At 67.7% G+C, this 22,062-nt stretch carries 20 protein-coding genes; 13 read left to right on the top strand and 7 right to left on the bottom strand.

Annotation, left to right across the window (positions count from 1 at the left end; genetic code table 11):
- Positions 1-37 precede the first annotated feature (37 nt).
- The 8 genes from ACWH95_RS15795 to ACWH95_RS15760 all read left to right on the top strand — a co-directional run bounded on the left by ACWH95_RS15795 (position 38) and on the right by ACWH95_RS15760 (position 10,131).
- Positions 38-610: a GNAT family N-acetyltransferase gene (locus tag ACWH95_RS15795; RefSeq protein ID WP_241115776.1), complete on the top strand. Its 573-nt coding sequence runs from the start codon at positions 38-40 to the stop codon at positions 608-610.
- 121 nt (positions 611-731) lie between these two features.
- Complete coding sequence (locus ACWH95_RS15790; protein WP_136031341.1) at positions 732-1,337, top strand: RNA polymerase sigma factor; 606 nt, start codon at positions 732-734, stop codon at positions 1,335-1,337.
- Positions 1,312-2,397, top strand: a complete 1,086-nt coding sequence (locus ACWH95_RS15785) for a hypothetical protein (protein ID WP_454120950.1) — start codon at positions 1,312-1,314, stop codon at positions 2,395-2,397. The genes ACWH95_RS15790 and ACWH95_RS15785 overlap by 26 nt, the downstream gene beginning before the upstream one ends.
- Before the next feature lie 70 nt (positions 2,398-2,467).
- On the top strand, positions 2,468-5,986 hold the full coding sequence (gene dnaE / locus ACWH95_RS15780) for a DNA polymerase III subunit alpha (RefSeq protein ID WP_136031345.1): 3,519 nt from the start codon (positions 2,468-2,470) through the stop codon (positions 5,984-5,986).
- 68 nt (positions 5,987-6,054) lie between these two features.
- Entirely contained in the window at positions 6,055-7,296 is a 1,242-nt protein-coding gene (locus ACWH95_RS15775; protein ID WP_454120949.1) for a hypothetical protein, read from the top strand.
- A gap of 1 nt (position 7,297) precedes the next feature.
- Positions 7,298-8,602: a histidinol dehydrogenase gene (gene hisD / locus ACWH95_RS15770; RefSeq protein ID WP_136037295.1), complete on the top strand. Its 1,305-nt coding sequence runs from the start codon at positions 7,298-7,300 to the stop codon at positions 8,600-8,602.
- A 10-nt stretch (positions 8,603-8,612) separates the two neighbouring features.
- Positions 8,613-9,083 carry a transcriptional regulator NrdR gene (gene nrdR, locus ACWH95_RS15765; RefSeq protein WP_136037296.1) on the top strand — a complete coding sequence of 157 codons (471 nt, stop codon included), beginning with the start codon at positions 8,613-8,615 and terminating at the stop codon, positions 9,081-9,083.
- A gap of 10 nt (positions 9,084-9,093) precedes the next feature.
- Positions 9,094-10,131 (top strand): quinone-dependent dihydroorotate dehydrogenase, encoded by a 1,038-nt coding sequence (locus tag ACWH95_RS15760; protein WP_247981854.1) that lies wholly within the window; start codon positions 9,094-9,096, stop codon positions 10,129-10,131.
- On the opposite strand, the gene ACWH95_RS15755 is transcribed toward ACWH95_RS15760, so the two are convergent.
- The gene (locus ACWH95_RS15755; protein ID WP_136031354.1) at positions 10,106-10,678 is read right to left on the bottom strand and encodes a DUF3043 domain-containing protein; all 573 of its coding nucleotides are present in this window, start codon (positions 10,676-10,678) and stop codon (positions 10,106-10,108) included. The genes ACWH95_RS15760 and ACWH95_RS15755 overlap by 26 nt on opposite strands.
- Before the next feature lie 45 nt (positions 10,679-10,723).
- Here ACWH95_RS15755 and ACWH95_RS15750 point away from each other — a divergent pair, with 45 nt between their 5' ends.
- The 5 genes from ACWH95_RS15750 (at position 10,724) to ACWH95_RS15730 (ending at position 15,773) form a co-directional block, all read left to right on the top strand.
- Complete coding sequence (locus ACWH95_RS15750; protein WP_206253306.1) at positions 10,724-12,127, top strand: dipeptidase; 1,404 nt, start codon at positions 10,724-10,726, stop codon at positions 12,125-12,127.
- Positions 12,128-12,196: 69 nt separating this feature from the next.
- Positions 12,197-12,559: an iron-sulfur cluster insertion protein ErpA gene (erpA, locus tag ACWH95_RS15745; RefSeq protein ID WP_136031358.1), complete on the top strand. Its 363-nt coding sequence runs from the start codon at positions 12,197-12,199 to the stop codon at positions 12,557-12,559.
- A gap of 142 nt (positions 12,560-12,701) precedes the next feature.
- A complete protein-coding gene (ctaC, locus tag ACWH95_RS15740) occupies positions 12,702-13,598 on the top strand; it encodes an aa3-type cytochrome oxidase subunit II (RefSeq protein WP_136031360.1) in 897 nt (298 codons plus the stop codon).
- Positions 13,599-13,601: 3 nt separating this feature from the next.
- Positions 13,602-15,335: an aa3-type cytochrome oxidase subunit I gene (gene ctaD / locus ACWH95_RS15735; RefSeq protein ID WP_205812734.1), complete on the top strand. Its 1,734-nt coding sequence runs from the start codon at positions 13,602-13,604 to the stop codon at positions 15,333-15,335.
- A 3-nt stretch (positions 15,336-15,338) separates the two neighbouring features.
- Positions 15,339-15,773 (top strand): cytochrome c oxidase subunit 4, encoded by a 435-nt coding sequence (locus ACWH95_RS15730; RefSeq protein ID WP_025105064.1) that lies wholly within the window; start codon positions 15,339-15,341, stop codon positions 15,771-15,773.
- Positions 15,774-15,841: 68 nt separating this feature from the next.
- On the opposite strand, the gene ACWH95_RS15725 is transcribed toward ACWH95_RS15730, so the two are convergent.
- The 6 genes from ACWH95_RS15725 to ctaE all read right to left on the bottom strand — a co-directional run bounded on the left by ACWH95_RS15725 (position 15,842) and on the right by ctaE (position 21,881).
- Positions 15,842-16,261, bottom strand: coding sequence for a rhodanese-like domain-containing protein (locus tag ACWH95_RS15725; protein WP_454120948.1), 420 nt, complete (start codon positions 16,259-16,261; stop codon positions 15,842-15,844).
- 83 nt (positions 16,262-16,344) lie between these two features.
- Entirely contained in the window at positions 16,345-16,881 is a 537-nt protein-coding gene (locus tag ACWH95_RS15720; protein WP_454120947.1) for a GNAT family N-acetyltransferase, read from the bottom strand.
- Between the two features lie 601 nt (positions 16,882-17,482).
- Positions 17,483-19,297 (bottom strand): cytochrome bc1 complex cytochrome b subunit, encoded by a 1,815-nt coding sequence (qcrB, locus tag ACWH95_RS15715; RefSeq protein WP_454120946.1) that lies wholly within the window; start codon positions 19,295-19,297, stop codon positions 17,483-17,485.
- The gene (gene qcrA / locus ACWH95_RS15710; RefSeq protein WP_136028787.1) at positions 19,294-20,370 is read right to left on the bottom strand and encodes a cytochrome bc1 complex Rieske iron-sulfur subunit; all 1,077 of its coding nucleotides are present in this window, start codon (positions 20,368-20,370) and stop codon (positions 19,294-19,296) included. The genes qcrB and qcrA overlap by 4 nt, the downstream gene beginning before the upstream one ends.
- A 36-nt stretch (positions 20,371-20,406) precedes the next feature.
- A complete protein-coding gene (gene qcrC / locus ACWH95_RS15705; RefSeq protein WP_136028788.1) occupies positions 20,407-21,207 on the bottom strand; it encodes a cytochrome bc1 complex diheme cytochrome c subunit in 801 nt (266 codons plus the stop codon).
- A 20-nt stretch (positions 21,208-21,227) separates the two neighbouring features.
- On the bottom strand, positions 21,228-21,881 hold the full coding sequence (ctaE, locus tag ACWH95_RS15700; RefSeq protein ID WP_136028789.1) for an aa3-type cytochrome oxidase subunit III: 654 nt from the start codon (positions 21,879-21,881) through the stop codon (positions 21,228-21,230).
- Between the last annotated feature and the right edge of the window lie 181 nt (positions 21,882-22,062).

Here is a 22,062-nt window from a genome sequence, read left to right as displayed (position 1 = left end):
CGCGCGCGGTGTCGGTGGTGTGCGCCACACTGACCGCATGAGCATCGTGGTGCGCCCCGCGACCGTCTTCGACGACGTCGCGACACTGGTGGGTCCGAAGAAGCCGACGTCGAACGTCTGCTTCTGCCTCAGCTATCGGATCGGCAACAAGGAGAACGTGTCCCTGCGCGGGCAGGCTCGTGCGGATCGCGTGCGCGAGCTGTGCCACCAGGACCCGCCGCCGGGCGTCATCGCGTATCTCGACGATGAGCCCGTGGGGTGGGCGGCTCTGCATCCCCGGCGTGACACCAGCTTCGCGCGCAATCGCCTCATCCCGCACGTCGACGATCTGGACGTCTGGTCGCTGTGGTGTTTCCGCGTGCGCCCGGGATTCCGCAAGCAGGGTGTCTCGCACGCGCTGATCGACGGCGCGGTCGCGTACACCAGGGAACGCGGGGCTCCAGCGATCGAGGGATATCCGGTCGACAACGCGGGGGAGAAGGTGAACCTCACGATGGCGTACGTGGGGACCCGGTCCCTGTTCGAGGGTGCCGGCTTCACGAAGGCTGCCGACACCGGGTCCGTGCTCGACGGGTTCCCCCGGGTGCTCATGCGTCTCGACCTGCGGTGACGGGCCGTCGTGGAGTGACCGACCGGGTGAGTGAGGACCGGGGAACGCGCGGCGGATCGGTCGTCGACGGGGCGCCGCGACGAGTTTCGAACCGGATCGTGCTTCTGAGGCAATACATAGTGTGAGCACAGACAGCGAGATCATTCAGCGGTCGCTCGGGCACCCCCGGGCGTTCGCCGAACTGTTCGACAGACACGCCGGCGCGGTGGGTGGCTATGCCGCCCGCCGCCTCGGGATGGATGCCGGAGAGGACGTCCTCAGCGAGACGTTCCTCGTCGCCTTCGCGCGGCGGTCGTCGTTCGACACGTCCTGGGACTCTGCACTCCCGTGGTTGTACGGCATCGCGTCGCGGCTGATCAAGAAGCACAGGGCGCGCGAGGCGAAGCACCTGCGGTCGGCGGCGCAGTCGGCGGCGCGTGAGGAGCACATCGCTCACGGCGATCTCGACGGGACGATCGCCCGGCTCGACGCCGAGCTCTCGACCCGTCAGCTCGCCCCGCTGATCGCCGCGCTGTCGGCGAAAGACCGCGAGACTCTTCTGCTCTACGCCTGGGGCGACCTGAGCTACGAGGAGATCGCGCTCGCCCTCGGCGTTCCCGTGGGAACGGTGAGGTCCCGCATGAACCGGGTGCGGACACGGTTGGATCCGGCGCGCGCCCGCGGTCGGAACACGATGGTCACGGAGAAGAAGGGAGAAGTCGATGGACGTTTTCGAGCGCGTGCGTGAGGTCAACCGGGGGGCCGGCCTCAGCGAGGAGCACCTGACGTCGGCCAGGGCGCGGCTTCTCACGGGGATCGACGCGGGGGTGGCGGCCGAGCGGTCACGGAGGGTGCACCGGCCGCTGTTCCTCGTCGCCGGGGCGGTCGCGGGGGTCGCGGCCGCCACGGCCGGGGTCGTGGTGCTGAGCCAGCTGACGGCACCGGAGCCGCGCGTGGAAGCCGTGCCGGTGCAGACGCTCGATCCGCGCCCGCACGGCGACCCGCTGCCGCGTCCGTCGGCGACGTCGGGGACGGGTGCGACCGAGCCGTTCCCCGGTACGACCCCGCAGGCGGGGCAGTATCTGCAGATCCGCTACACCAGCGACGCGCTCTACTTCCGGGATGGTGTGGGGGGCGTGTTCCGCTGGCCGCGGAGCGGCGACCCGCAGACCATCTCGGCCGCCGTGATGCGCTCGCACGCAGTGGACTACGTGCCGGCCGACCGCGCCGGCACGTGGGTCAGCCGCTATGGGCCCTCGATGGAGCGCGTCGAGCTGTTCGGCACCGATACCGAGGTGATGCGATGGACGTGGGACAGCCTCGCGCCGTACCGGCCAGAAGTTTCTGAGCTGCAGTCGGTCGGCGGGCGGCAGTACGGTGACCTGCCTCCGGTCGGTGGCCCCGGCTACTACGACGCCGCGCCCCGGGATCCGCAGGGGCTGCTCGACTACTGGTCGAGTTTCTTCGCCGAGGCCGGCGGTGCGCGCGATGACTCGGTGCTCATGGAGATCCTCAGCCAGCTGAAGCAGAACATCGCGCCCCCGGACGTGCGGTCGGCGTATCTGTCCGCTCTGCAGCTCACGGGACGTGCCACGGTCGACTCGACGGCGGGTTCGGAGGTGACGTATCGCGTCGAGTTCACCGATATCGACGCGCGGACCGAGACGATCACGATCGACAGCACCACGGGATGGGTCGTCGAGTCCGCGATCTGGTACGTGAAGCAGTCCGGGCACGATCTCGTGCCGTCGGGTGTGCCGGACGAACGAACCACCTACGACGTGTCGATCGTCGACGCGATCCCCTGACAGCCACGGCGACCCGGACACGGGCCCCGGCACCGATCTCGGTGTCGGGGCCCCGCCGTAGACTCGGAACATGGCATCCGATTCCTTCGTCCACCTGCATGTGCACAGCGAATACTCGATGCTGGACGGCGCGGCGAAGATCAATGCCATGACGCAGGCGGCGGCCGACTACGGCATGCCGGCCATCGCCGTGACCGACCACGGCAACACGTTCGCGGCGTTCGAGTTCTACCGGGCGGCGCAGGCCGCGGGCATCAAGCCGATCGTCGGGCTGGAGGCGTACGTCACCCCCGGCACGCACCGCAGCGACAAGACCCGCGTGCAGTGGGGCTCGCCCGATCAGAAGAGCGACGACGTCTCGGGGTCCGGCGCGTACACCCACATGACGATGTGGAGTCAGAGCACCGAGGGGATGCACAACCTCTTCCGGCTCAGCTCGCTGTCGAGCATGGAGGGCTACTACTTCAAGCCCCGCATGGACCGCGAGCTGCTGCAGACCTACGGCAAGGGCCTCATCGCGACGACCGGGTGCCCCTCGGGCGAGGTGCAGACGCGTCTTCGTCTCGGGCAGTACGACGCGGCGCGGGCGGCGGCGGCTGAGTTCCAGGACATCTTCGGCAAGGAGAACTACTTCGCCGAGATCATGGACCACGGCCTGTCGATCGAGCGCCGGGTGATGACCGACTTGCTGCGGCTGGCCAAAGACCTGGGCATCCCGCTGGTGGCCACGAACGACTCGCACTACACGCACCAGCACGAGGCCGACGCGCACGAGGCGCTGTTGTGCGTGCAGTCGGGGTCAACGCTCGACGACCCGAACCGCTTCAAGTTCGACGGCGACGGGTACTACATCAAGACCGCGGCCGAGATGCGGCAGCTGTTCCGCGATCACCCGGAGGCGTGCGACAACACGCTGCTGATCGCCGAGCGCTGCGAGGTGGAGTTCAACACCTCCGCCAACTACATGCCCCGCTTCCCCGTGCCGGACGGCGAGACCGAAGACAGCTGGCTCATCAAGGAGGTCGAGAAGGGCCTCCACTACCGCTACCCGAGCGGTATCCCCGACCGGGTGCGCAAGCAGGCGGAGTACGAGACCGGCATCATCCTGCAGATGGGGTTCCCTGGCTACTTCCTCGTCGTCGCCGACTTCATCAACTGGGCCAAGGACAACGGAATCCGCGTCGGTCCCGGCCGAGGCTCCGGTGCCGGATCGATGGTGGCGTACGCGATGCGGATCACCGACCTCGACCCCCTGGAGCACGGTCTCATCTTCGAGCGCTTCCTCAACCCGGACCGCGTCTCGATGCCCGACTTCGACGTCGACTTCGACGACCGCCGCCGTGGCGAGGTCATCGAGTACGTGACGGAGAAGTACGGCTCCGAGCGCGTGGCGCAGATCGTGACCTACGGCACGATCAAGTCCAAGCAGGCGCTCAAGGATGCCGGCCGCGTGCTCGGGTTCCCGTTCAGCATGGGGGAGCGTCTGACCAAGGCCATGCCCCCCGCCGTCATGGGCAAGGACATGCCCCTCGACGGCATGTTCGACTCCGCGCACCCGCGCTACAAGGAGGCGAGCGAGTTCCGGGCGCTGATCGAGACCGACCCCGAGGCGAAGACGGTGTTCGATCGCGCGCTCGGGCTCGAGGGCCTCAAGCGCCAGTGGGGCGTGCACGCTGCCGGTGTGATCATGTCGTCGGAGCCGCTGCTCGACATCATCCCCATCATGCGCCGCGAGCAGGACGGGCAGATCGTCACGCAGTTCGACTACCCGTCGTGCGAGACGCTCGGCCTGATCAAGATGGACTTCCTGGGGTTGCGCAACCTCACGATCATCTCGGACGCGCTCGACAACATCCGCATGAACCGAGGCGAGGAGCTCGACCTCGAGCACCTCGGACTCGACGACCCCGCGGTGTACGAGCTCCTCGCGCGCGGCGACACGCTGGGCGTGTTCCAGCTCGACAGCCCTCCGCTGCGGTCGCTCATGCGCCTGATGAAGCCGGACAACTTCGGTGACATCTCGGCCCTCATCGCGCTATACCGCCCGGGCCCGATGGGCGCGAACTCGCACACGAACTACGCGCTGCGCAAGAACGGCCAGCAGCAGATCACGCCGATCCACCCGGAGCTCGAAGAACCCCTGGCCGAGATCCTGGAGGAGTCGTACGGCCTCATCATCTACCAGGAGCAGGTGATGGCCATCGCGCAGAAGGTCGCCGGGTTCAGCCTCGGTCAGGCCGACATCCTCCGTCGCGCGATGGGAAAGAAGAAGAAGTCCGAGCTGGACAAGCAGTACGAGGGCTTCGCCGGCGGTATGAAAGAGCGCGGCTTCGGCGAGGGCGCGATCAAGGCGCTGTGGGACATCCTCCTGCCCTTCTCCGACTACGCGTTCAACAAAGCGCACTCCGCCGCGTACGGTCTCGTGTCCTACTGGACCGCGTACCTGAAGGCGCACTACCCGGCCGAGTACATGGCGGCGCTGCTGACGAGCGTCGGCGACTCGAAGGACAAGATGGCGCTGTACCTGAACGAGTGCCGCCGCATGGGTATCCGGGTGCTGCCGCCCGACGTCTCGGAGTCGATCAACTTCTTCGCCGCCGTCGGCGACGACATCCGCTTCGGTCTGGGAGCGGTGCGCAACGTGGGCACCAACGTCGTCGACGGGATCGTGCAGGCCAGGAAGGATGAGCGCTTCACGTCGTTCCACCACTTCCTCGACAAGGTCCCGCTGCATGTCGCCAACAAGCGCACCGTGGAGTCGCTCATCAAGGCGGGCGCGTTCGACTCGATGGGCGACACGAGGCGTGCGCTGCTGGAGGTGCACGAGGACGCCGTGGAGGCCGCGGTCGACCGGAAGCGCAACGAGGCTCAGGGCGCGATCGGGTTCGACTTCGACAGCCTGTACGACGGGCTGGAGGAGGTCGCGCCGGCCAAGGTCCCCGCCCGACCCGAGTGGATCAAGAAGGACAAGCTGGCGTTCGAGCGGGAGATGCTCGGGCTGTACGTGTCCGACCATCCGCTCGCGGGCCTCGAGGTGCCTTTGGCGAAGCACGCGTCGATCTCGATCCATGACCTCAACAACTCGGAGGACCTGCAGGACGGCGACCAGGTGACGGTCGCGGGCCTGGTCACGAGCGTGCAGCACCGGGTGGCGAAGGCCAGCGGAAACCCGTACGGCATGATCACGGTCGAGGACTTCAACGGCGAGGTCACCGTGATGTTCATGGGCAAGACGTACACGGAGTTCCAGCACACCCTCCAGCAGGACGCGATCCTGGCCGTGCGGGGGAGGGTGTCGCGCCGCGACGACGGCCTCAACCTGCATGCCCAGTCGGCCTTCGCACCCGATGTGGGCTCGTTCGACGCCGCAGGCCCGCTGTCGCTCGTGCTCGCGGAGCAGCGCGCCACCGAGCGCGTGATGCACGAGCTTGCCGAGGTGCTGCGACGGCACAACGGCGAGACCGAGGTGCTGCTTCGGGTGCACCGCGGCGGGACGGCGAAGGTGTTCGAGGTCCCGATGCCGGTGAAGGTGTCGGCCGACCTCTTCGGCGACCTCAAGTCACTGCTCGGCCCGACCTGTCTGGGGTGAACGGGTAGGATCGGGAGCCGTCGACAGCACCGCCACGGCCAGAGTGCGCCGGTGATGAAAGGACCACTATGAGCACGGAACTTCCCGAGCCGGATGCCGCCGACGCGGTGTTCAGCGACGAGGACGGCGTCCTCTATGACGACGAAGTGACCCCGGAGTACGGCATCCTCGGCTTCACGCTGCGTGAGCTGTTGATCGTCGGCGTCTGGCTGGTGTCGTTCCTCGTCTCCTTCTTCCCCCTCAGCGGCGGCGTCTCGCTGTGGGGCATCGGCATCCAGTGGATCCTGCCGATCGGCGTCCCGACGGTGGCCGTGTTCCTGCTGGTGCTGCGCCGGTTCTCTCCCGACGGCATCCGCCGCGTGGGCTCGTTGGGCATCGATCAGTTCGCCTCCGTTGCCTTCGCCGTATCCGCGTGCGTGTGGGCGGGCAACCTCTGGCTGGCGGTGTCCGCCGCGATCGCCACGGGTCAGTGGGGTCTGCCGTGGAACGCGCTCGTGCAGGTCATCACGTCGGTGGCGCTGGTCGTCCTGACCGTTTTCGCACCGCTGATCCCGGGGCTGCGTGAAGACTTCCAGGGTCGGCTGGTGACTCTCGCGCACCGGAACGCGAATCCCGTCCGGCCGGTGATCGCCCGTCCGCGCCCGGAGTCGACGTCCGGAGAGACTCAGGACGAGGCGGCGGTGGGGTCGCCGGAGGAGTCCGACACGGACGCGGTCATCGACACCGGACCCCCCACCAGCCCGGACACCGCAACCGACGCTGTCACCGACGTGGTACCCGATGCGGTCGATGGCGATCGGCGTCACGACGACACCGACTCGTACCCGGCCGACTACTCGGACCGGATCCCGCTCACTGCGCACGCGTCGGGCGGAGGCACGGGGACGATACCCGTGGCCGACGAGGAGGAGTACACGCCGAGCTACTCCCGGCGTTCCCGGGCCGAGCAGCCCGAGATCGTCTCCGACACCGGGAGCATCGAGTCCCTCCTCGGCACGACCGCTCGGGAGGAGACAGGAGCGGTCGATGTCCCCGACGATGCCACGGCCGTCCATCCGATCGTCGCGGACGAGCAGGACGACGACGTCGAGGCCACGATCCCCCGCCAGTACACGGAGGCGGCGCAACCGTTCTGGATCCTGGCGCCCACCGAGCGCGATGTGCACGACGAGCGCGGCGAGCCGATCTTCCGGGTGGGGCCGACCGCGTGGGCGCTGGTGATCGAGGATCGCGGAGGGGCCTACGTCGTTCGCCATGACGACGGCCGCATCGGATACCTCCACGACATCACCGACATCACGAAGGGCTGACATGCGCACGATCGATCTGCGGGGGCGCGAGCTCTCGCCCGCGGACATGCTCGCGGCCGTCCCCCGCGCCACGCAGGCGCGCGCGGAGGCGCTCGACACCGCGGCACGCCTCGTCGAGGAGGTGCGGGAGCGCGGTGAGGGTGCGCTGCGAGAGCAGGCGGAGCGGTTCGACCGGGTCGTCGGACACGAGGTTCGCGTGCCTGAGACGCACATGACGCAGGCCCTCGACTCGCTCGATCCGGCAGTGCGGGCGGCGCTCGACGAGGCGATCCAGCGCGTGCGCCTGGCCTCAGCCGCTCAGGTCCCGGCCTCGCAGGTCACGACCATCGGCGCGGGTGCCACGATCACTCAGCGGTGGCAGCCCGTGCACAGGGTCGGTGTCTACATCCCCGGCGGAAAGGCCGTCTACCCGTCGAGCGTCGTCATGAATGTCGTCCCCGCGCAGGTCGCCGGGGTGCAGCAGATCGCCCTGGCCTCGCCGCCGCAGGCGGATCAGGACGGTCGTGTCCACCCGACGATCCTGGCGGCCGCGGCTCTGCTCGGAGTGACCGAGGTGTACGCCATGGGAGGTGCGGGAGCGATCGGTGCCTTCGCGCACGGTGTCCCCGGTCTCGGCCTCGATCCCGTCGATGTGGTGTCGGGCCCCGGCAACAACTACGTCGCCTCGGCCAAGCGGGCCGTGGCGGGCGTCGTCGGAACGGACTCCGAGGCTGGAGCGACCGAGATCCTCGTGGTCGCGGATTCCACCGCCGATCCGCGTCTCGTCGCCGCCGACCTGGTCAGCCAGGCCGAGCACGACGAGCAGGCGTCGGCCGTGCTTGTCACCGATGCGGAGGGACTCGCGGACCGGGTCGTCGCCGAGGTCGAGCGGCTCACCGCGGCGACGCGCCACAGCGCACGTGTCGCTGCCGCATTGGCTGGTCCGCAGTCCGCGGTCGTCCTGGTCGACGACCGCGCGATGGCGGTGGCGTTCAGCAACGCGTACGCGCCGGAGCACCTGGAACTGCACCTGTCCGACGCCGAGCAGGCAGCGGCGGCGTTCACCAGTGCCGGCGCGGTGTTCGTGGGCGACCACACCCCGGTGAGCCTCGGCGACTACATGGCGGGGAGCAACCACGTGCTGCCGACCGGCGGTCAGGCGCGCTATGCACCGGGCCTCGGCGCCTATACCTTCCTCCGTCCGCAGCAGGTCGTCTCCTACGATCGCGCCGCCCTGGCCGCGGTTCGCGAGGGGGTCGTCGCCCTGGCGAACAGCGAAGCGCTGCCCGCGCACGGCGAGGCGATCGAGGCGCGGTTCACCGCGTAGGATCGGTCAGATGCACTGCCCCTTCTGCCGTCACCCCGACTCCAGGGTCATCGATTCCCGCACCAGCGACGACGGACTCTCGATCCGCCGTCGCCGACAGTGTCCGGAGTGCGGAGGACGGTTCTCGACGACGGAGACGGCCAGCCTCAACGTGATCAAGCGCTCAGGCGTGATGGAGCCGTTCAGCCGGGAGAAAGTGATCTCCGGCGTGCGAAAGGCCTGTCAGGGGCGTCCGGTGACGGAGGCCGACCTGGCGATCCTCGCGCAGCGCGTGGAAGAGGCGGTGCGTCAGACCGGGGTGTCCCAGCTCGATACCAACGAGATCGGCCTGGCGATCCTGGGTCCGCTGCGTGAGCTCGATGAGGTCGCGTTCCTTCGATTCGCGAGCGTCTATCAGGCGTTCGACTCTCTGGAGGACTTCGAGGCGGCCATCGGCGATCTCCGCGCCGACCACGCGAAGGCGGAGGCGGGCGACCGGTAATCTGGCAGGGATGTATCCCCTCCTCTTCCGCGCCGTCCTGTCGCGCTTCGATCCCGAGTTCGCCCACCACGCCGGCATGGCCGTCATCCGTGCCGTCGGTGTCCCGCCGCTGTCCTGGGCGACCCGCGCGATGACCAGGCCGGATCCGTCACTGCGTGTGGAGGCGCTGGGTCTCACGTTCCCGTCGCCGTTCGGTATCGCCGCGGGCTTCGACAAGAACGCGGTCGGCGTACGAGGTCTCGCCGCGCTCGGCTTCGGACACGTCGAGGTGGGCACGATCACGGCGATCCCGCAGGACGGGAATCCGAAGCCCCGGCTCTTCCGCTTGATCGCCGACCGTGCCGTGATCAACCGGATGGGCTTCAACAACAGGGGAGCGGACGCCGCGGCCCGTCGTCTGGCCCGGCTCCGGCGGGGCGCGCCGGACACGGTCATCGGGGTCAACATCGGCAAGAGCCGCGTGGTCGATGTCGAGGACGCGACCGCCGACTACGTCGCGTCAGCCACCCGGCTCGCGCCTCTCGCCGACTACCTCGCGGTGAACGTCTCCTCTCCGAACACTCCGGGCCTTCGCGGGCTTCAGGCGGTGGAGACGCTGGCGCCACTGCTGCGCGCCGTCCGCGACGCTTCGGGCTCGACCCCGCTGCTGGTCAAGATCGCGCCCGACCTCGCCGACGATGAGATCACCGCGATCGCGCAGCTCGCCGTGTCGGAGGGACTCGCGGGGATCATCGCCCACAACACCACGATCAGCAGGGACGGGCTCGTCACCGATGCCGCGACGGTCGAGGCTGCGGGTGCCGGCGGGCTCTCCGGTGCTCCGCTCAAGCGGCGCTCTCTCGAGGTGTTGAGGGTCGTCCGTTCCGCGGTGCCCGAGGACTTCTGCGTGATCGCGGTCGGCGGAGTGGAGACGGCCGCCGACGTGCAGGAGCGTCTGGACGCTGGAGCGACCCTGGTGCAGGGGTATACGGCGTTCCTCTACCGCGGCCCGTTCTGGGGTCGCGAGATCAACCGCGGGCTGGTCAGTCGGGGTACTGCCCGCGCTTGACCTGCGGCTTCGGCAGGCGCATGAACCGCATCTGCAGTGCGCGCATGCCGGCGTACCATCCGAGGCCCTTCTCGACGCGGTCGGCGCCGAACTTCGCGGCCGCCTTGCGCTTGACCCGAAGGCCGAGCAGGATCATTCCGCCGATCGCGATGACGAGGTACGCCATCATGAACAGGTACGCGTAGAACGAGATCATGAGGTTCGTCGGCAGGAGTGACGCCAGGATCACCAGAACCATGACGCCCATGACGAACTCCGCCGGGTGCCAGCCCGCGTCGACGTAGTCGCGCACCCAGCGCCGCTGCGGGCCCTTGTCGCGCACCGGGAGGTACTTCTCCTCGCCGGCGGCCATCCCCGCCTGGGCGCGTGCGCGCCGCTCGTTCAGCTCGGCCCGGGCGGCCGCCTTCGCCTCCTTGGTGTTGGCCACCAGCGGCCGACGTCGCGCGGCCTCCTGCTCGGCGCGGGTCGGCGTGGCGCGCCCCTTGCCGACGGCGGGCGTCTGCGGGGCGTCGTCGTTCGTCGAAGGGGAGACGGGGGTAGTGGCCACGGGTTTCCTCGGTTCGCTGAAGATGGTCACCTTAAGATTACTCGCATGACCTCACCTGCACTTCCCAGCGAGTCCGACGCCGCCGTCCTCGAGGCCGTGGCCACCGGCATCCCGTCCGCGCTGTCCGATCTGGGGCACCTGGTTCGCATCCCCGGCATGGCCTGGCCCGCGTTCGATCAGACGCAGCTGGAGCGCAGTGCGGACGCCGTCGCGACGCTGGCCAGGGACACGGGGGTGTTCGACGAGGTGCGTGTGCTGCGTGCCGCGATCCCGGGCGCCGATGAGCACGGACAGCCCGCGGTGCTCGCGACCCGCGCTGCTCGCAACGGCAAGCCGACGATCCTCCTCTACGCCCACCACGATGTGCAGCCCCCCGGCGACGACGCCCTCTGGGAGACCCCGCCGTTCGAGCCGACGGTGCGCGACGGCCGCCTCTACGGACGCGGGGCCGCCGATGACAAGGCGGGGATCATGGCCCACATCGGTGCGATCCGCGCGGTGTCGTCGGTTCTCGGTGCCGACCTCGACCTCGGGATCGCGATGTTCATCGAGGGGGAGGAGGAGTACGGCTCCCGCTCGTTCGCCCAGTTCCTCGCCGACAACAAAGACGCCCTCCGCGCCGACGCCATCGTCGTGGCGGACTCCGGCAACTGGGATTCGGTGACGCCCGGGCTCACCGTGTCGCTGCGGGGGAACGCACGGTTCACGATGAAGGTCCGCACGCTCGACCACGCGTCCCACTCCGGGATGTTCGGTGGCGCGGTGCCCGACGCGATGATGGCCACCGTCCGGCTGCTCTCGACGCTCTGGAACGCCGACGGATCGGTCGCCGTCGAGGGTATGACGAGCCGCGAGGCGGAGACGCCGGAGTACGCGGAGGCGACCCTGCGCGACGAAGCGGGTCTCCTTCCCGGCACGATGCCGATCGGCGACGGGACGATTCTGAGCCGCATCTGGAACAAGCCGTCGGTGACCGTCATCGGCATCGACGCGACGAGCGTTTCGGCCGCGTCGAACACGCTACTGCCGGAGGTCACCGTCGTGATCAGCGCGCGGGTGGCACCCGGGCAGACGGGGCAGGAGGCGTATGACGCGCTGGAGCGGCATCTGCGTGCCCACGCCCCGTTCGGCGCCGAACTGTCGTTCTCCGACGTCGACCTGGGCAACCCGTTCCTCGTCGACACCAGCGGCTGGGCGGTCTCGCTCACCCGCGACGCGATGCGCGACGGCTACGGCGTGGCGCCGGTCGACCTGGGAGTCGGCGGGTCCATCCCGTTCATCGCCGACCTCGTCCGCGAGTTCCCCGACGCGCAGATCCTCGTGACGGGAGTGGAAGACCCGCATTCCCGCGCGCACAGCCCGAACGAGTCGCTGCACCTGGACACCTTCCGTCATGCGGTCGCGACCGAGGCGCTGCTGCTGGCACGGATGAACGCCGTCGAGCTCTGAGCCCGTCGCGGGAAGCGGCGGTAGAATCGTCACAGAAGCCGTGTATCGCGGCCCGTCCCAAGGAGTGACATGACCGACACCACCCTGTCCGCAGAGACCACCCGCGCACACGGCGTCAGCCTGACGGACGCCGCGGCCACCAAGGTCAAGAACCTTCTCGAGCAGGAGGGCCGCGACGATCTGCGTCTGCGCGTGGCCGTCCAGCCCGGAGGCTGCTCCGGCCTGATCTACCAGCTCTACTTCGACGAGCGCTTCCTCGAGGGCGACGAGACGGTCGACTTCGACGGCGTCGAGGTCATCGTCGACAACATGAGCGTCCCGTACCTCGACGGCGCGTCGATCGACTTCAAGGACACGATCTCCGAGCAGGGCTTCACGATCGACAACCCGAACGCCGCGGGAAGCTGCGCCTGTGGAGACAGCTTCCACTGATCTGCGGATTTCCGGACCACGGCCGTCGTCACCTCGCGTGACGGCGGCCGTTTCGCGTGCGGAACCTGCGTGGATGGCATGAATCGGGTGTGAGGTTGCTCTAGACTTGAACGTGCCCTGTCCGCAATCTGAAAGGTGCATCGTGCCCTCGAAACGCCGCCTTCGTTGGGCCGCACTCCCTGTGGGAGTCGTGGCAGCTGTGGCTCTGGCGGGATGTACTCCCACCGAGCTGAACGGCTTTCTTCCGGGCTTCGTGGAGGGTGGCCCGGCAGCGACCAACCAGACGGAGCGCGTGTCGTCGCTCTGGGTGAACTCCTGGATCGTTCTTCTCGCCGTCGGCGTCATCACCTGGAGCCTCATGGCGTGGGCCGCGATCGCGTACCGCCGGCGCAAGGGGCAGACCGGTCTCCCGGTGCAGATGCGCTACAACATGCCGATCGAGATCTTCTACACGATCGTGCCGCTCATCCTCGTGCTGGGCATGTTCTTCTTCACGGCGCGCGACCAGACCGAGATCGAGACCAAGTGGGACAACCCCGACGTCGAGATCACCGCGATCGCCAAGCAGTGGGCGTGGGACTTCCAGTACAACGGCGACACCGAAGACGACACGGTCTGGACGATGGGCATCCAGGCCCAGCCCGATGCCGAGGGCAACATCGACAAGGCCGAGCTCCCGACGCTGGTGCTCCCCGTCGACAAGAAGGTCACGATCAACCTTCAGTCGCGCGATGTGATCCACTCCTTCTGGATCATCGACTTCCTGTACAAGAAGGACATGTTCATCGGCAAGGACAACTCCTGGTCCTTCATCCCGACGCGCGAGGGCGAGTACGCCGGCAAGTGCGCCGAGCTCTGCGGTGAGTACCACTCGATGATGCTGTTCAACGTGAAGGTCGTCTCCCAGGAGGAGTACGACGCCTACCTCGAGTCGCTCGAGGAGAAGGGCAACACGGGCGACATCACCGACGCGTACGACCGTCTCTCGAACCTCCCCGGCACCTCCGGGAAGACCGACACCGAGGAAGGAGAGGAGTAAGTCATGTCGACCACTGAAGCTCCTCGCACCGACGAGGCACCCCGCTCCCGTCCCACCACTCTGCCCGCACGTCAGGCGGCTCTCATGAGCTCCTCGCGTGTGGAGCAGAAGGGCAACATCGTCGTCAAGTGGATCACCTCCACCGACCACAAGACCATCGGGTACATGTACCTGATCGCGTCTGTGCTGTTCTTCCTCCTCGGCGGCGTGATGGCCCTGGTCATCCGCGCCGAGCTCTTCGCGCCGGGCATGCAGATCATCCCGACGAAGGAGCAGTACAACCAGCTGTTCACGATGCACGGCACGATCATGCTGCTGATGTTCGCGACGCCGCTGTTCGCCGGTTTCGCCAACGCGATCCTGCCGCTGCAGATCGGTGCGCCCGACGTCGCCTTCCCGCGTCTCAACGCCTTCGCGTTCTGGCTGTTCCTCTTCGGGTCGACGATCGCCGTCGCCGGCTTCCTCACCCCGCAGGGTGCCGCCTCCTTCGGCTGGTTCGCCTATCAGCCGCTGGCCAACGCCTCGTTCTCGCCGGGTGCCGGTGGAAACCTCTGGATGCTCGGTCTGGGCATCTCCGGCTTCGGAACGATTCTCGGTGCGGTGAACTTCATCACCACGATCATCACGATGCGTGCCCCGGGTATGACCATGTGGCGCATGCCGATCTTCTCGTGGAACACGCTGATCACCAGCCTGCTCATCCTGATGGCGTTCCCGGTGCTCGCGGCCGCGATCTTCGCCGCCGCCGCCGACCGCGTCCTCGGCGCTCACGTCTACGACCCGGCCAACGGCGGTGTGCTCCTGTGGCAGCACCTGTTCTGGTTCTTCGGCCACCCCGAGGTGTACATCATCGCGCTGCCGTTCTTCGGCATCGTCTCGGAGATCTTCCCGGTCTTCAGCCGGAAGCCGATCTTCGGCTACAAGACGCTGGTGTACGCGACGATCGCGATCGCCGCGCTGTCGGTCGCCGTGTGGGCGCACCACATGTACGTCACCGGTTCGGTGCTGCTGCCGTTCTTCGCGCTGATGACGATGCTCATCGCCGTCCCGACCGGTGTGAAGATCTTCAACTGGATCGGCACGCTCTGGCGAGGGTCGGTCACGTTCGAGACCCCGATGGTCTTCGCGCTCGGCTTCCTGGTGTCGTTCGTCTTCGGTGGTCTGACCGGTGTCATCCTCGCGGCCCCGCCGCTGGACTTCCACCTCAGCGACTCGTACTTCGTGGTGGCGCACTTCCACTACGTGGTGTTCGGCACGGTCGTGTTCGCGATGTTCGCGGGCTTCTACTTCTGGTGGCCCAAGTGGACGGGACGCATGCTCAACGAGCGTCTGGGCTACGTACACTTCTGGATGCTGTTCGTCGGCTTCCACATGACCTTCCTGATCCAGCACTGGCTGGGTGTGGACGGCATGGTGCGTCGCTACGCGGACTACTCGGCGGCTGATGGCTGGACCTGGCAGAACCAGGTCTCCACGATCGGCGCGATCATCCTCGGCGCCTCGATGCTGCCGTTCTTCCTGAACGTCTGGATCACCGCGCGCAAGGCGCCCAAGGTGACGGTGAACGACCCGTGGGGTTACGGCGCCTCGCTCGAGTGGGCGACCTCGTGCCCGCCGCCGCGGCACAACTTCACGTCGATCCCGCGTATCCGCAGCGAGCGTCCCGCGTTCGACCTGAACCACCCGGAGGCGGCCGAGTTCGCGACCACCGCACCCGGCGAGCGAGAGGGCCACTGAGTCATGCGCGATAACGTCATCATCTGGTGGGTCCTGACCGCGTTCTTCGCCCTTGTGGGCGTCGTCTACACGGGCTGGAACATCCTCGCCCACCCCGGCCTGCCGCTCGTGAATCAGATCGAGTGGGTCGGCACCGTGGCGCTGTTCTTCTCGGCCTTCATGGGAGCGATGGTCGCGTTCTACCTCGACCGCACCCACAAGGCGCAGAACGGTGAGCTGCCGGAAGACATCCTGACCTCCGACATCGACGACGGTGACCCCGAGCTCGGAGAGTTCAGCCCGTGGTCGTGGTGGCCGCTCGTGCTCGCCGCTTCGGCAGGCGTGTTCGTTGTCGGGCTCGCGGTGGGGCACTTCCTCCTGCCGATCGGTCTCGCGATCTTCGTGGTCGCGATCGTCGGCTGGGTCTACGAGTACTACCGCGGGAACTTCGCCCGCTGAGCGCTGTACCTGCGAAAGGCCCCCCGGATCGTTCCGGGGGGCCTTTCCCGTGTGTGTGAGCGCGGCGTTCAGGCGCGCGTGCGGATCCGTGGAATCCCGGTGAGGGGATCGACGGGGCGGTGGTGCACGCCATCGGCATCTTCGACCGGGTAGCCCTCTCGCACCCAGTACTCGAACCCGCCGATCATCTCGCGGACCCGATACCCGAGGCTGGCGAACTCGGCCGCGCCCCGCGTACCGCCGTTGCAGCCGGGGCTCCAGCAGTACACGACGACCTCGGCGTCGGGGGAGATCTCCTGCGGCGCCCGGGCGGCGATCTCACTGTGGTGCATGTGAACCGCGCCCGTCACGCGCCCCTGGATCCACGCCTCCGAGGACCGGACATCGACCACGACGAGCTGTTCGCCCGCGGTGCGCGCGGCGTGCACGTCGGCGGGATCCGTTTCATAGGCGAGCTTGGCGGCGAAGTAGTCGGAGCGCGAGATCATGTCTCCACGCTAGTTCCCGCTGTGGCCGCGTGGCGCAGTGAGACGGACGTCGGTCGTGCGGATTCTGCCGTTGGCCCCCGCTGTCAGTGGCGCCGCGTCATCTGCACGCGCGTTCCGTATGCGTCCAGCCCGAGGGCGTGCTCGATGCTCACGAGGGACTCGAGGAACGGCGTATCGGGAGTGCTCACGGCGAACCCGCACGTGGCGTAGAACGGGGCGTTCCAGGGAACCTCGGCGTAGGTGCGCAGAGTGATGCGCTGATTCCCCCGTCGAACGCTCTCGTCCAGCGCGGCATGCACCAGCTGCCGACCGATACCCCGGCGACCATGATCAGGGTGGACCGACAGTTGCTCGAGATGCCCATCTCCGTCGATCTGCAGGACGTGGGCGAAGCCGACGACGGTGAGCGCAGAGCGGGCGGGATGCGCGGCACGGCGCGAATCGACCACCTCGGCGACCAGGACGTAGCCGTCATGGGCGGCGCGCTCGGCCGCCGTCGCCGCGGGCGGCCAGTCCTGCGCGCGGAAGCGTTCGACCAGGAGGCGATCGGCCGCGAGCTCGATCTCCTCCAGAGCCGCGATGTCCTGCGGCTCCGCCGGCCGGATACGCACGCGTGTCATAGCGACGCCGCCGAGCCGATGACCGCGGGGGTGCTCCGTGTCGTTTCATCCTGGGCCGCGTGCCCCATGTCGAGCGTGATCGGGAACGGGTCGGTCGTGGCCGATGCAGGGGTCGATGGGTTCGGCATGGACCGCGTGACAGACGCGAACCAGGGGTGCACGTCACGGGCTCCATGTCCAACGATGTGGATGTCGGTACGGGCTTCGGCGATGGGCTCAGCAGCGCCGGCGTGAGTGCCGTCAGGGGGAGCGGCGGGGGCAAGGGGCCCGGCGGCGGCGGGGGGACCGGCGAGGGGTCCAGGAGCGACGACGTGAGTGCTGCCGGTGGGAGCTGCGGCTGTAGAGGCGGCGGTGACGGGTCCTCCGGCGTCGTTGAGATCGTCGAGGAATAGGGATCCAGCAGCGCCGTGGGGACCGGCGAGGGGGCCAGCAGCGACGTGGGGACCGGCGGCAGACTCAGCGGCGAGATGGAGCGCGCGTCGGGGCGAAAGCGCGCGCGAGCGAGCTGACCGAGCACTGGATGACATGAAGTGATCCTCTCATCGGTGAGACGACGAAGGCCCCGTCCGACGAGACGGGGCCTTCAGCGGGGGAGTGGCGACTACTCGTCGTCCTCCGACTTCTTCTTGCGCGGACGCTTCACGGGCTCGGTCGAGATCACTGTGCTGGGCGTGTTCGGCGTCTCGTCGACGTGAGTCTCGTCGACGGTGAGCGGGGCGTCGGGGAAGCCGGCGCGCTCGTGAGCGCCCTGGATCTCCGCGGCCTCGGCCGCCTCGTTGTCCGCCGTGACGTGGTGCTGGTGTGCATCGGCGGCGTCCACCTCGGCCTGCGTGAGCGGAGCCAGACGGTCCTCGAAGAACCAGCGCGACATCGCCGAACGGAGGTTCTCCGTCCACGGGATGCGGCCCTTGGCGTTCGGGCGCACCACGAGGGGCTCGTAGCCGTCGATGTCGATGAGCTTCCAGCGGTCGTACTTGTCGACCGGCTGGTGCACCTCGATGTACTCGCCACCGGGGAGGCGGACGATGCGGCCCGACTCGAAGCCGTGCAGCACGATCTCGCGGTCCTTCTTCTGCAGCGCGATGCAGATGCGCTTGGTGACGAAGTAGCCGATGATCGGGCCGAGGAACAGCAGCACCTGGAGCGTGTGGATCACGCCCTCCATCGTGAGCATGAAGTGCGTCGCGATGAGGTCGGACGATGCCGCCGCCCACAGCACGGCGTAGAAGATGACGCCCGCGACACCGATCGCCGTGCGCGTGGCCGCGTTGCGGGGACGCTGGGCGATGTGGTGCTCGCGCTTGTCGCCCGTGACCCACGCCTCGATGAACGGGTAGATCGCCACGATCACGATGAACAGGCCGAGCACTGCGACCGGAGCCAGGATGCCGAACGACCACGTGTGGTTCAGGAACACGATGTCCCAGTTCGACGGGGCGAGGCGCAGCGCGCCGTCCGCGAACCCGATGTACCAGTCGGGCTGCGTACCCGCCGAGACGGGGGACGGGTCGTACGGGCCGTAGTTCCAGATCGGGTTGATCTGGAAGAACGTCGCGATCAGCACGATGGTGCCGAAGACGATGAACAGGTAGCCACCCATCTTGGACATGTACACCGGCATCATCGGGTAGCCCACGACGTTGTCGTTCGAGCGGCCGGGGCCGGCGAACTGCGTGTGCTTGTTGATGACCATGAGCATCAGGTGCAGGACGATGAAGGCGATCACCAGCATCGGGAGCAGCAGGATGTGCAGGGTGTAGAGACGGCCGACGATGTCGGTGCCGGGGAACTCGCCGCCGAAGAGGAGGAACGAGGTCCAGGTGCCGATCAGGGGCAGGCCCTTGATCATGCCGTCGATGATGCGCAGGCCGTTGCCCGAGAGCAGGTCGTCGGGGAGCGAGTAGCCGGTGAAGCCCTCGGCCATCGCCAGGATGAACAGCGCGAAGCCGATCACCCAGTTCAGCTCGCGCGGCTTGCGGAACGCGCCGGTGAAGAACACCCGCAGCATGTGCACGCCGATACCCGCGATGAAGACCAGCGCAGCCCAGTGGTGGATCTGGCGGACCAGGAGGCCACCGCGCAGGTCGAACGAGATGTGCAGCGTCGACTCGAGAGCCGAGGACATCGCGATTCCGCGCATGGGAGCGTATGCGCCCGTGTAGTGCGTCTCGACCATCGAGGCCTGGAAGAAGAACGTCAGGAAGGTTCCGGAGAGGAACACGACGACGAAGCTCCACAGGGCGATCTCACCGAGCATGAACGACCAGTGGTCGGGGAAGATCTTGCGACCGAGCTCCTTGACGAAGCCGGAGAGGCTGGTGCGCTCATCGATGTAGTTCGATGCGGCGCCGACGAAGCGGCCGCCGAGAGGCGCCTTGGTGTCCTTCTCGTCCTTGGACAGCGTTGCGGTGCTCAATGGCGCTCCCAGAAGCTCGGGCCGACGGGTTCGGTGAAGTCGCTGCGTGCGATGAGGTAGCCCTCGTCATCCACGGTGATGGGCAGCTGCGGAAGCGGACGGGCGGCCGGCCCGAAGATGACCTTCGCGTGGTCGGTGACGTCGAACTGCGACTGGTGGCACGGGCACAGCAGGTGGTGCGTCTGCTGCTCGTACAGAGCCACCGGGCAGCCGACGTGGGTGCAGACCTTGGAGTAGGCCACGATGCCGTCGTACGACCAGTCCTTGCGATCCTCGGCCTCGATCAGCTGCTCGGGCCGCAGGCGCATCATCAGCACGATGGCCTTGGCCTTCTCCTCGAGGTAGCCCTCGTCGTGGCCGAGTTCGGCGAGGTCCTCGGGGATGACGTGGAAGGCAGAGCCGAGCGTGACGTCGGCGGCGCGGATCGGCGTACCGTCGGGGTCGCGCACCAGGCGCATCCCCTTGTCCCACATCGTGTGCTTCAGCAGCGCCACCGGGTCGCCCTTGGTCGGGTCGTCCGGCGTGGAATGCGGTGCGAGACCGCGGAACAGCGTGACTCCGGGGATGATCGACGCCACGATCGCCGCGAACAGCGAGTTGCGGATCATGGTGCGGCGGCCGAATCCGGACTCCTCGTTGGCGTCGGCGAACGCCTTGATGGCGGCCTCGCGCGTCGAGTCCTTGCCCCGCGTGGGGTGGCGCAGCTCGACGTGCTCCTTGTCGGACATGAGCGCCTTCGACCAGTGGATCGCGCCGATGCCGAGGGCGAGCAGCGCGAGAGCGATGCCCAGACCGATGAAGAGGTTGTTCTGCCGGATGTCGATGAGCGCGCCGCTCTCGATCGGGAACAGCATGTAGGCGGCGACCGCCCAGATGCTGCCAGCGAGCGACAGGTAGAACAGCGTGTAGACGGTACGGACCGCAGCCTTCTCAGCGCGCGGGTCCTTATCGGTCATCCGCTCGCGGTGCGGCGGCAGCCCGGGGTTCTGCACGGGATCGCTGACTGCGACACCCAGCCCCGGAGAGGGCTGGTAGGCCCTGTCAAGAGCCTGCGAGTCGTCGTCGTGTGCCATGGTGCTCCTCGTACGTTCCTCTTCGATGAATATGCGTCAGTTGGACTTCGCCGTGATCCACACGGTGATGGCGACCAGAGCGCCGATACCGAAGATCCACACGAACAGGCCCTCGGAAACCGGGCCGAGCGACCCCAGCGAGAAGCCACCGATCTGCACCGACTGCTGCTGGAAGAGCAGGGCCGAGATGATGTCGCGCTTGTCCTCGTCGGACAGGTTCATGTCGCCGAAGACCGGCATGTTCTGCGGGCCGGTGACCATGGCGGCATAGATGTGCAGCGCGCTGGTCTCGGTGATCGCGGGGGCGTACTTGCCCTCGGTCAGAGCACCACCGGCGGCCGCGACGTTGTGGCACATCGCGCAGTTGACGCGGAAGAGCTCGGCACCGTGCGCGACGTCTCCCTCGCCGTCCAGGATGCGGTCGGACGGGAACGTCGGACCGGGGGCTTCGGACTGCACGTAGGCCGACATCGCGAGGATCTGCTCCTCGGTGAACTGCGGCTCCTTCTGCGGTGCCTGCGGGCCCTGCATCTGCAGCGGCATGCGGCCGGTCGACACCTGGAACTCCACAGCCAGCTCGCCGACGCCGTAGAGGCTCGGTCCGTTGGGGGTGCCCTGCAGGTCGAGGCCGTGACAGGTGGCGCAGTTCGCCTGGAACAGCTTCTCGCCGTCTTCCACCGTCAACTGCGTCGCCGCGCTAGGGGCGTCGTTGGCCGCGAAGGCGGCGGACGCTCCTGCGTACACGGCGCCCGTGATCATCAGTCCAGCTCCGATGAGCGCGGCCGCCGCCAGTGGGCTGCGACGACCGCTCGAACGGCGCTTCTTCTCTCGTGCCATCTCGGGGATCAGCTCCGCTCTTATTTCAGGAAGTAGATAACGAAGAACAGCACGATCCAGACGACGTCGACGAAGTGCCAGTAGTAAGACACCACGATCGAGGACGTCGCCTCCTTGTGCCGGAAGTTCTTGACGGCGTACGCGCGGCCGATGACGAGGAGGAACGCGACGAGACCGCCGGTGACGTGCAGGGCGTGGAAGCCGGTCGTCAGGTAGAAGGCCGAGGCGTACGAGTCGGCCTGGATGGGCATGCCCTCCGCGACCAGCTGCGCGTACTCCCAGACCTGGCCGGAGACGAAGATCGCGCCGAGGGCGAAGGTGAGGAAGAACCACTCGACCATGCCCCAGCCGAACAGGCGACGGCGACCGGCGCCGTTCTTCTGGCCCTTCGCGATGCGGTAGGGCTGGAGGTCCTCGGCTGCGAACACGCCCATCTGGCACGTGAACGACGAGAGAACGAGGATCGCCGTGTTGACGGCCGCGAACGGCACGTTCAGAAGCTCGGTACGGTCGGCCCAGAGTTCGGGTGAAGTGCTGCGGAGCGTGAAGTAGATCGCGAAGAGTCCCGCGAAGAACATCACCTCGCTGCCGAGCCACACAATGGTGCCGACAGCTACCGGGTTGGGCCGCTTGATCGTTCTCGCCGCCGGGGCATACGTCGCTGAGGTCGTCACCCCTCCATTATGGCCGATCCGCGGACGTGATTCTTGCACCCACGGCCGTCGAATCCCTCGTCAGGGACTTAGGGGACCCTAAGAGATCACTGCGAATCATCGGTGAATCCGCGGGAAACGGCGGTCGACACCCGTCTGCGCGGAAGCGCGGATCGATCTGCACGTTTTCTCCGCGCCGATA

It is taken from the genome of Microbacterium sp. NPDC055502 (assembly GCF_053643635.1).
Note: the sequence above shows the minus strand (reverse complement) of the source record. Positions and strands in the feature narration are given on the sequence as shown.

What these genes read in the sequence shown, in the direction of transcription:
- ctaD (WP_205812734.1), top strand. Translation starts at nt 13,602, where the DNA reads ATGTCGACCACTGAAGCTCCTCGCACCGACGAGGCACCCCGCTCCCGT.
- ACWH95_RS15725 (WP_454120948.1), bottom strand. Translation starts at nt 16,261, where the DNA reads ATGATCTCGCGCTCCGACTACTTCGCCGCCAAGCTCGCCTATGAAACG.
- ACWH95_RS15795 (WP_241115776.1), top strand. Translation starts at nt 38, where the DNA reads ATGAGCATCGTGGTGCGCCCCGCGACCGTCTTCGACGACGTCGCGACA.
- ACWH95_RS15730 (WP_025105064.1), top strand. Translation starts at nt 15,339, where the DNA reads ATGCGCGATAACGTCATCATCTGGTGGGTCCTGACCGCGTTCTTCGCC.
- qcrC (WP_136028788.1), bottom strand. Translation starts at nt 21,207, where the DNA reads ATGGCACGAGAGAAGAAGCGCCGTTCGAGCGGTCGTCGCAGCCCACTG.
- hisD (WP_136037295.1), top strand. Translation starts at nt 7,298, where the DNA reads ATGCGCACGATCGATCTGCGGGGGCGCGAGCTCTCGCCCGCGGACATG.
- ACWH95_RS15785 (WP_454120950.1), top strand. Translation starts at nt 1,312, where the DNA reads ATGGACGTTTTCGAGCGCGTGCGTGAGGTCAACCGGGGGGCCGGCCTC.
- qcrA (WP_136028787.1), bottom strand. Translation starts at nt 20,370, where the DNA reads ATGGCACACGACGACGACTCGCAGGCTCTTGACAGGGCCTACCAGCCC.
- nrdR (WP_136037296.1), top strand. Translation starts at nt 8,613, where the DNA reads ATGCACTGCCCCTTCTGCCGTCACCCCGACTCCAGGGTCATCGATTCC.
- erpA (WP_136031358.1), top strand. Translation starts at nt 12,197, where the DNA reads ATGACCGACACCACCCTGTCCGCAGAGACCACCCGCGCACACGGCGTC.
- dnaE (WP_136031345.1), top strand. Translation starts at nt 2,468, where the DNA reads ATGGCATCCGATTCCTTCGTCCACCTGCATGTGCACAGCGAATACTCG.
- ACWH95_RS15775 (WP_454120949.1), top strand. Translation starts at nt 6,055, where the DNA reads ATGAGCACGGAACTTCCCGAGCCGGATGCCGCCGACGCGGTGTTCAGC.
- ACWH95_RS15750 (WP_206253306.1), top strand. Translation starts at nt 10,724, where the DNA reads ATGACCTCACCTGCACTTCCCAGCGAGTCCGACGCCGCCGTCCTCGAG.
- ACWH95_RS15760 (WP_247981854.1), top strand. Translation starts at nt 9,094, where the DNA reads ATGTATCCCCTCCTCTTCCGCGCCGTCCTGTCGCGCTTCGATCCCGAG.
- ACWH95_RS15720 (WP_454120947.1), bottom strand. Translation starts at nt 16,881, where the DNA reads ATGACACGCGTGCGTATCCGGCCGGCGGAGCCGCAGGACATCGCGGCT.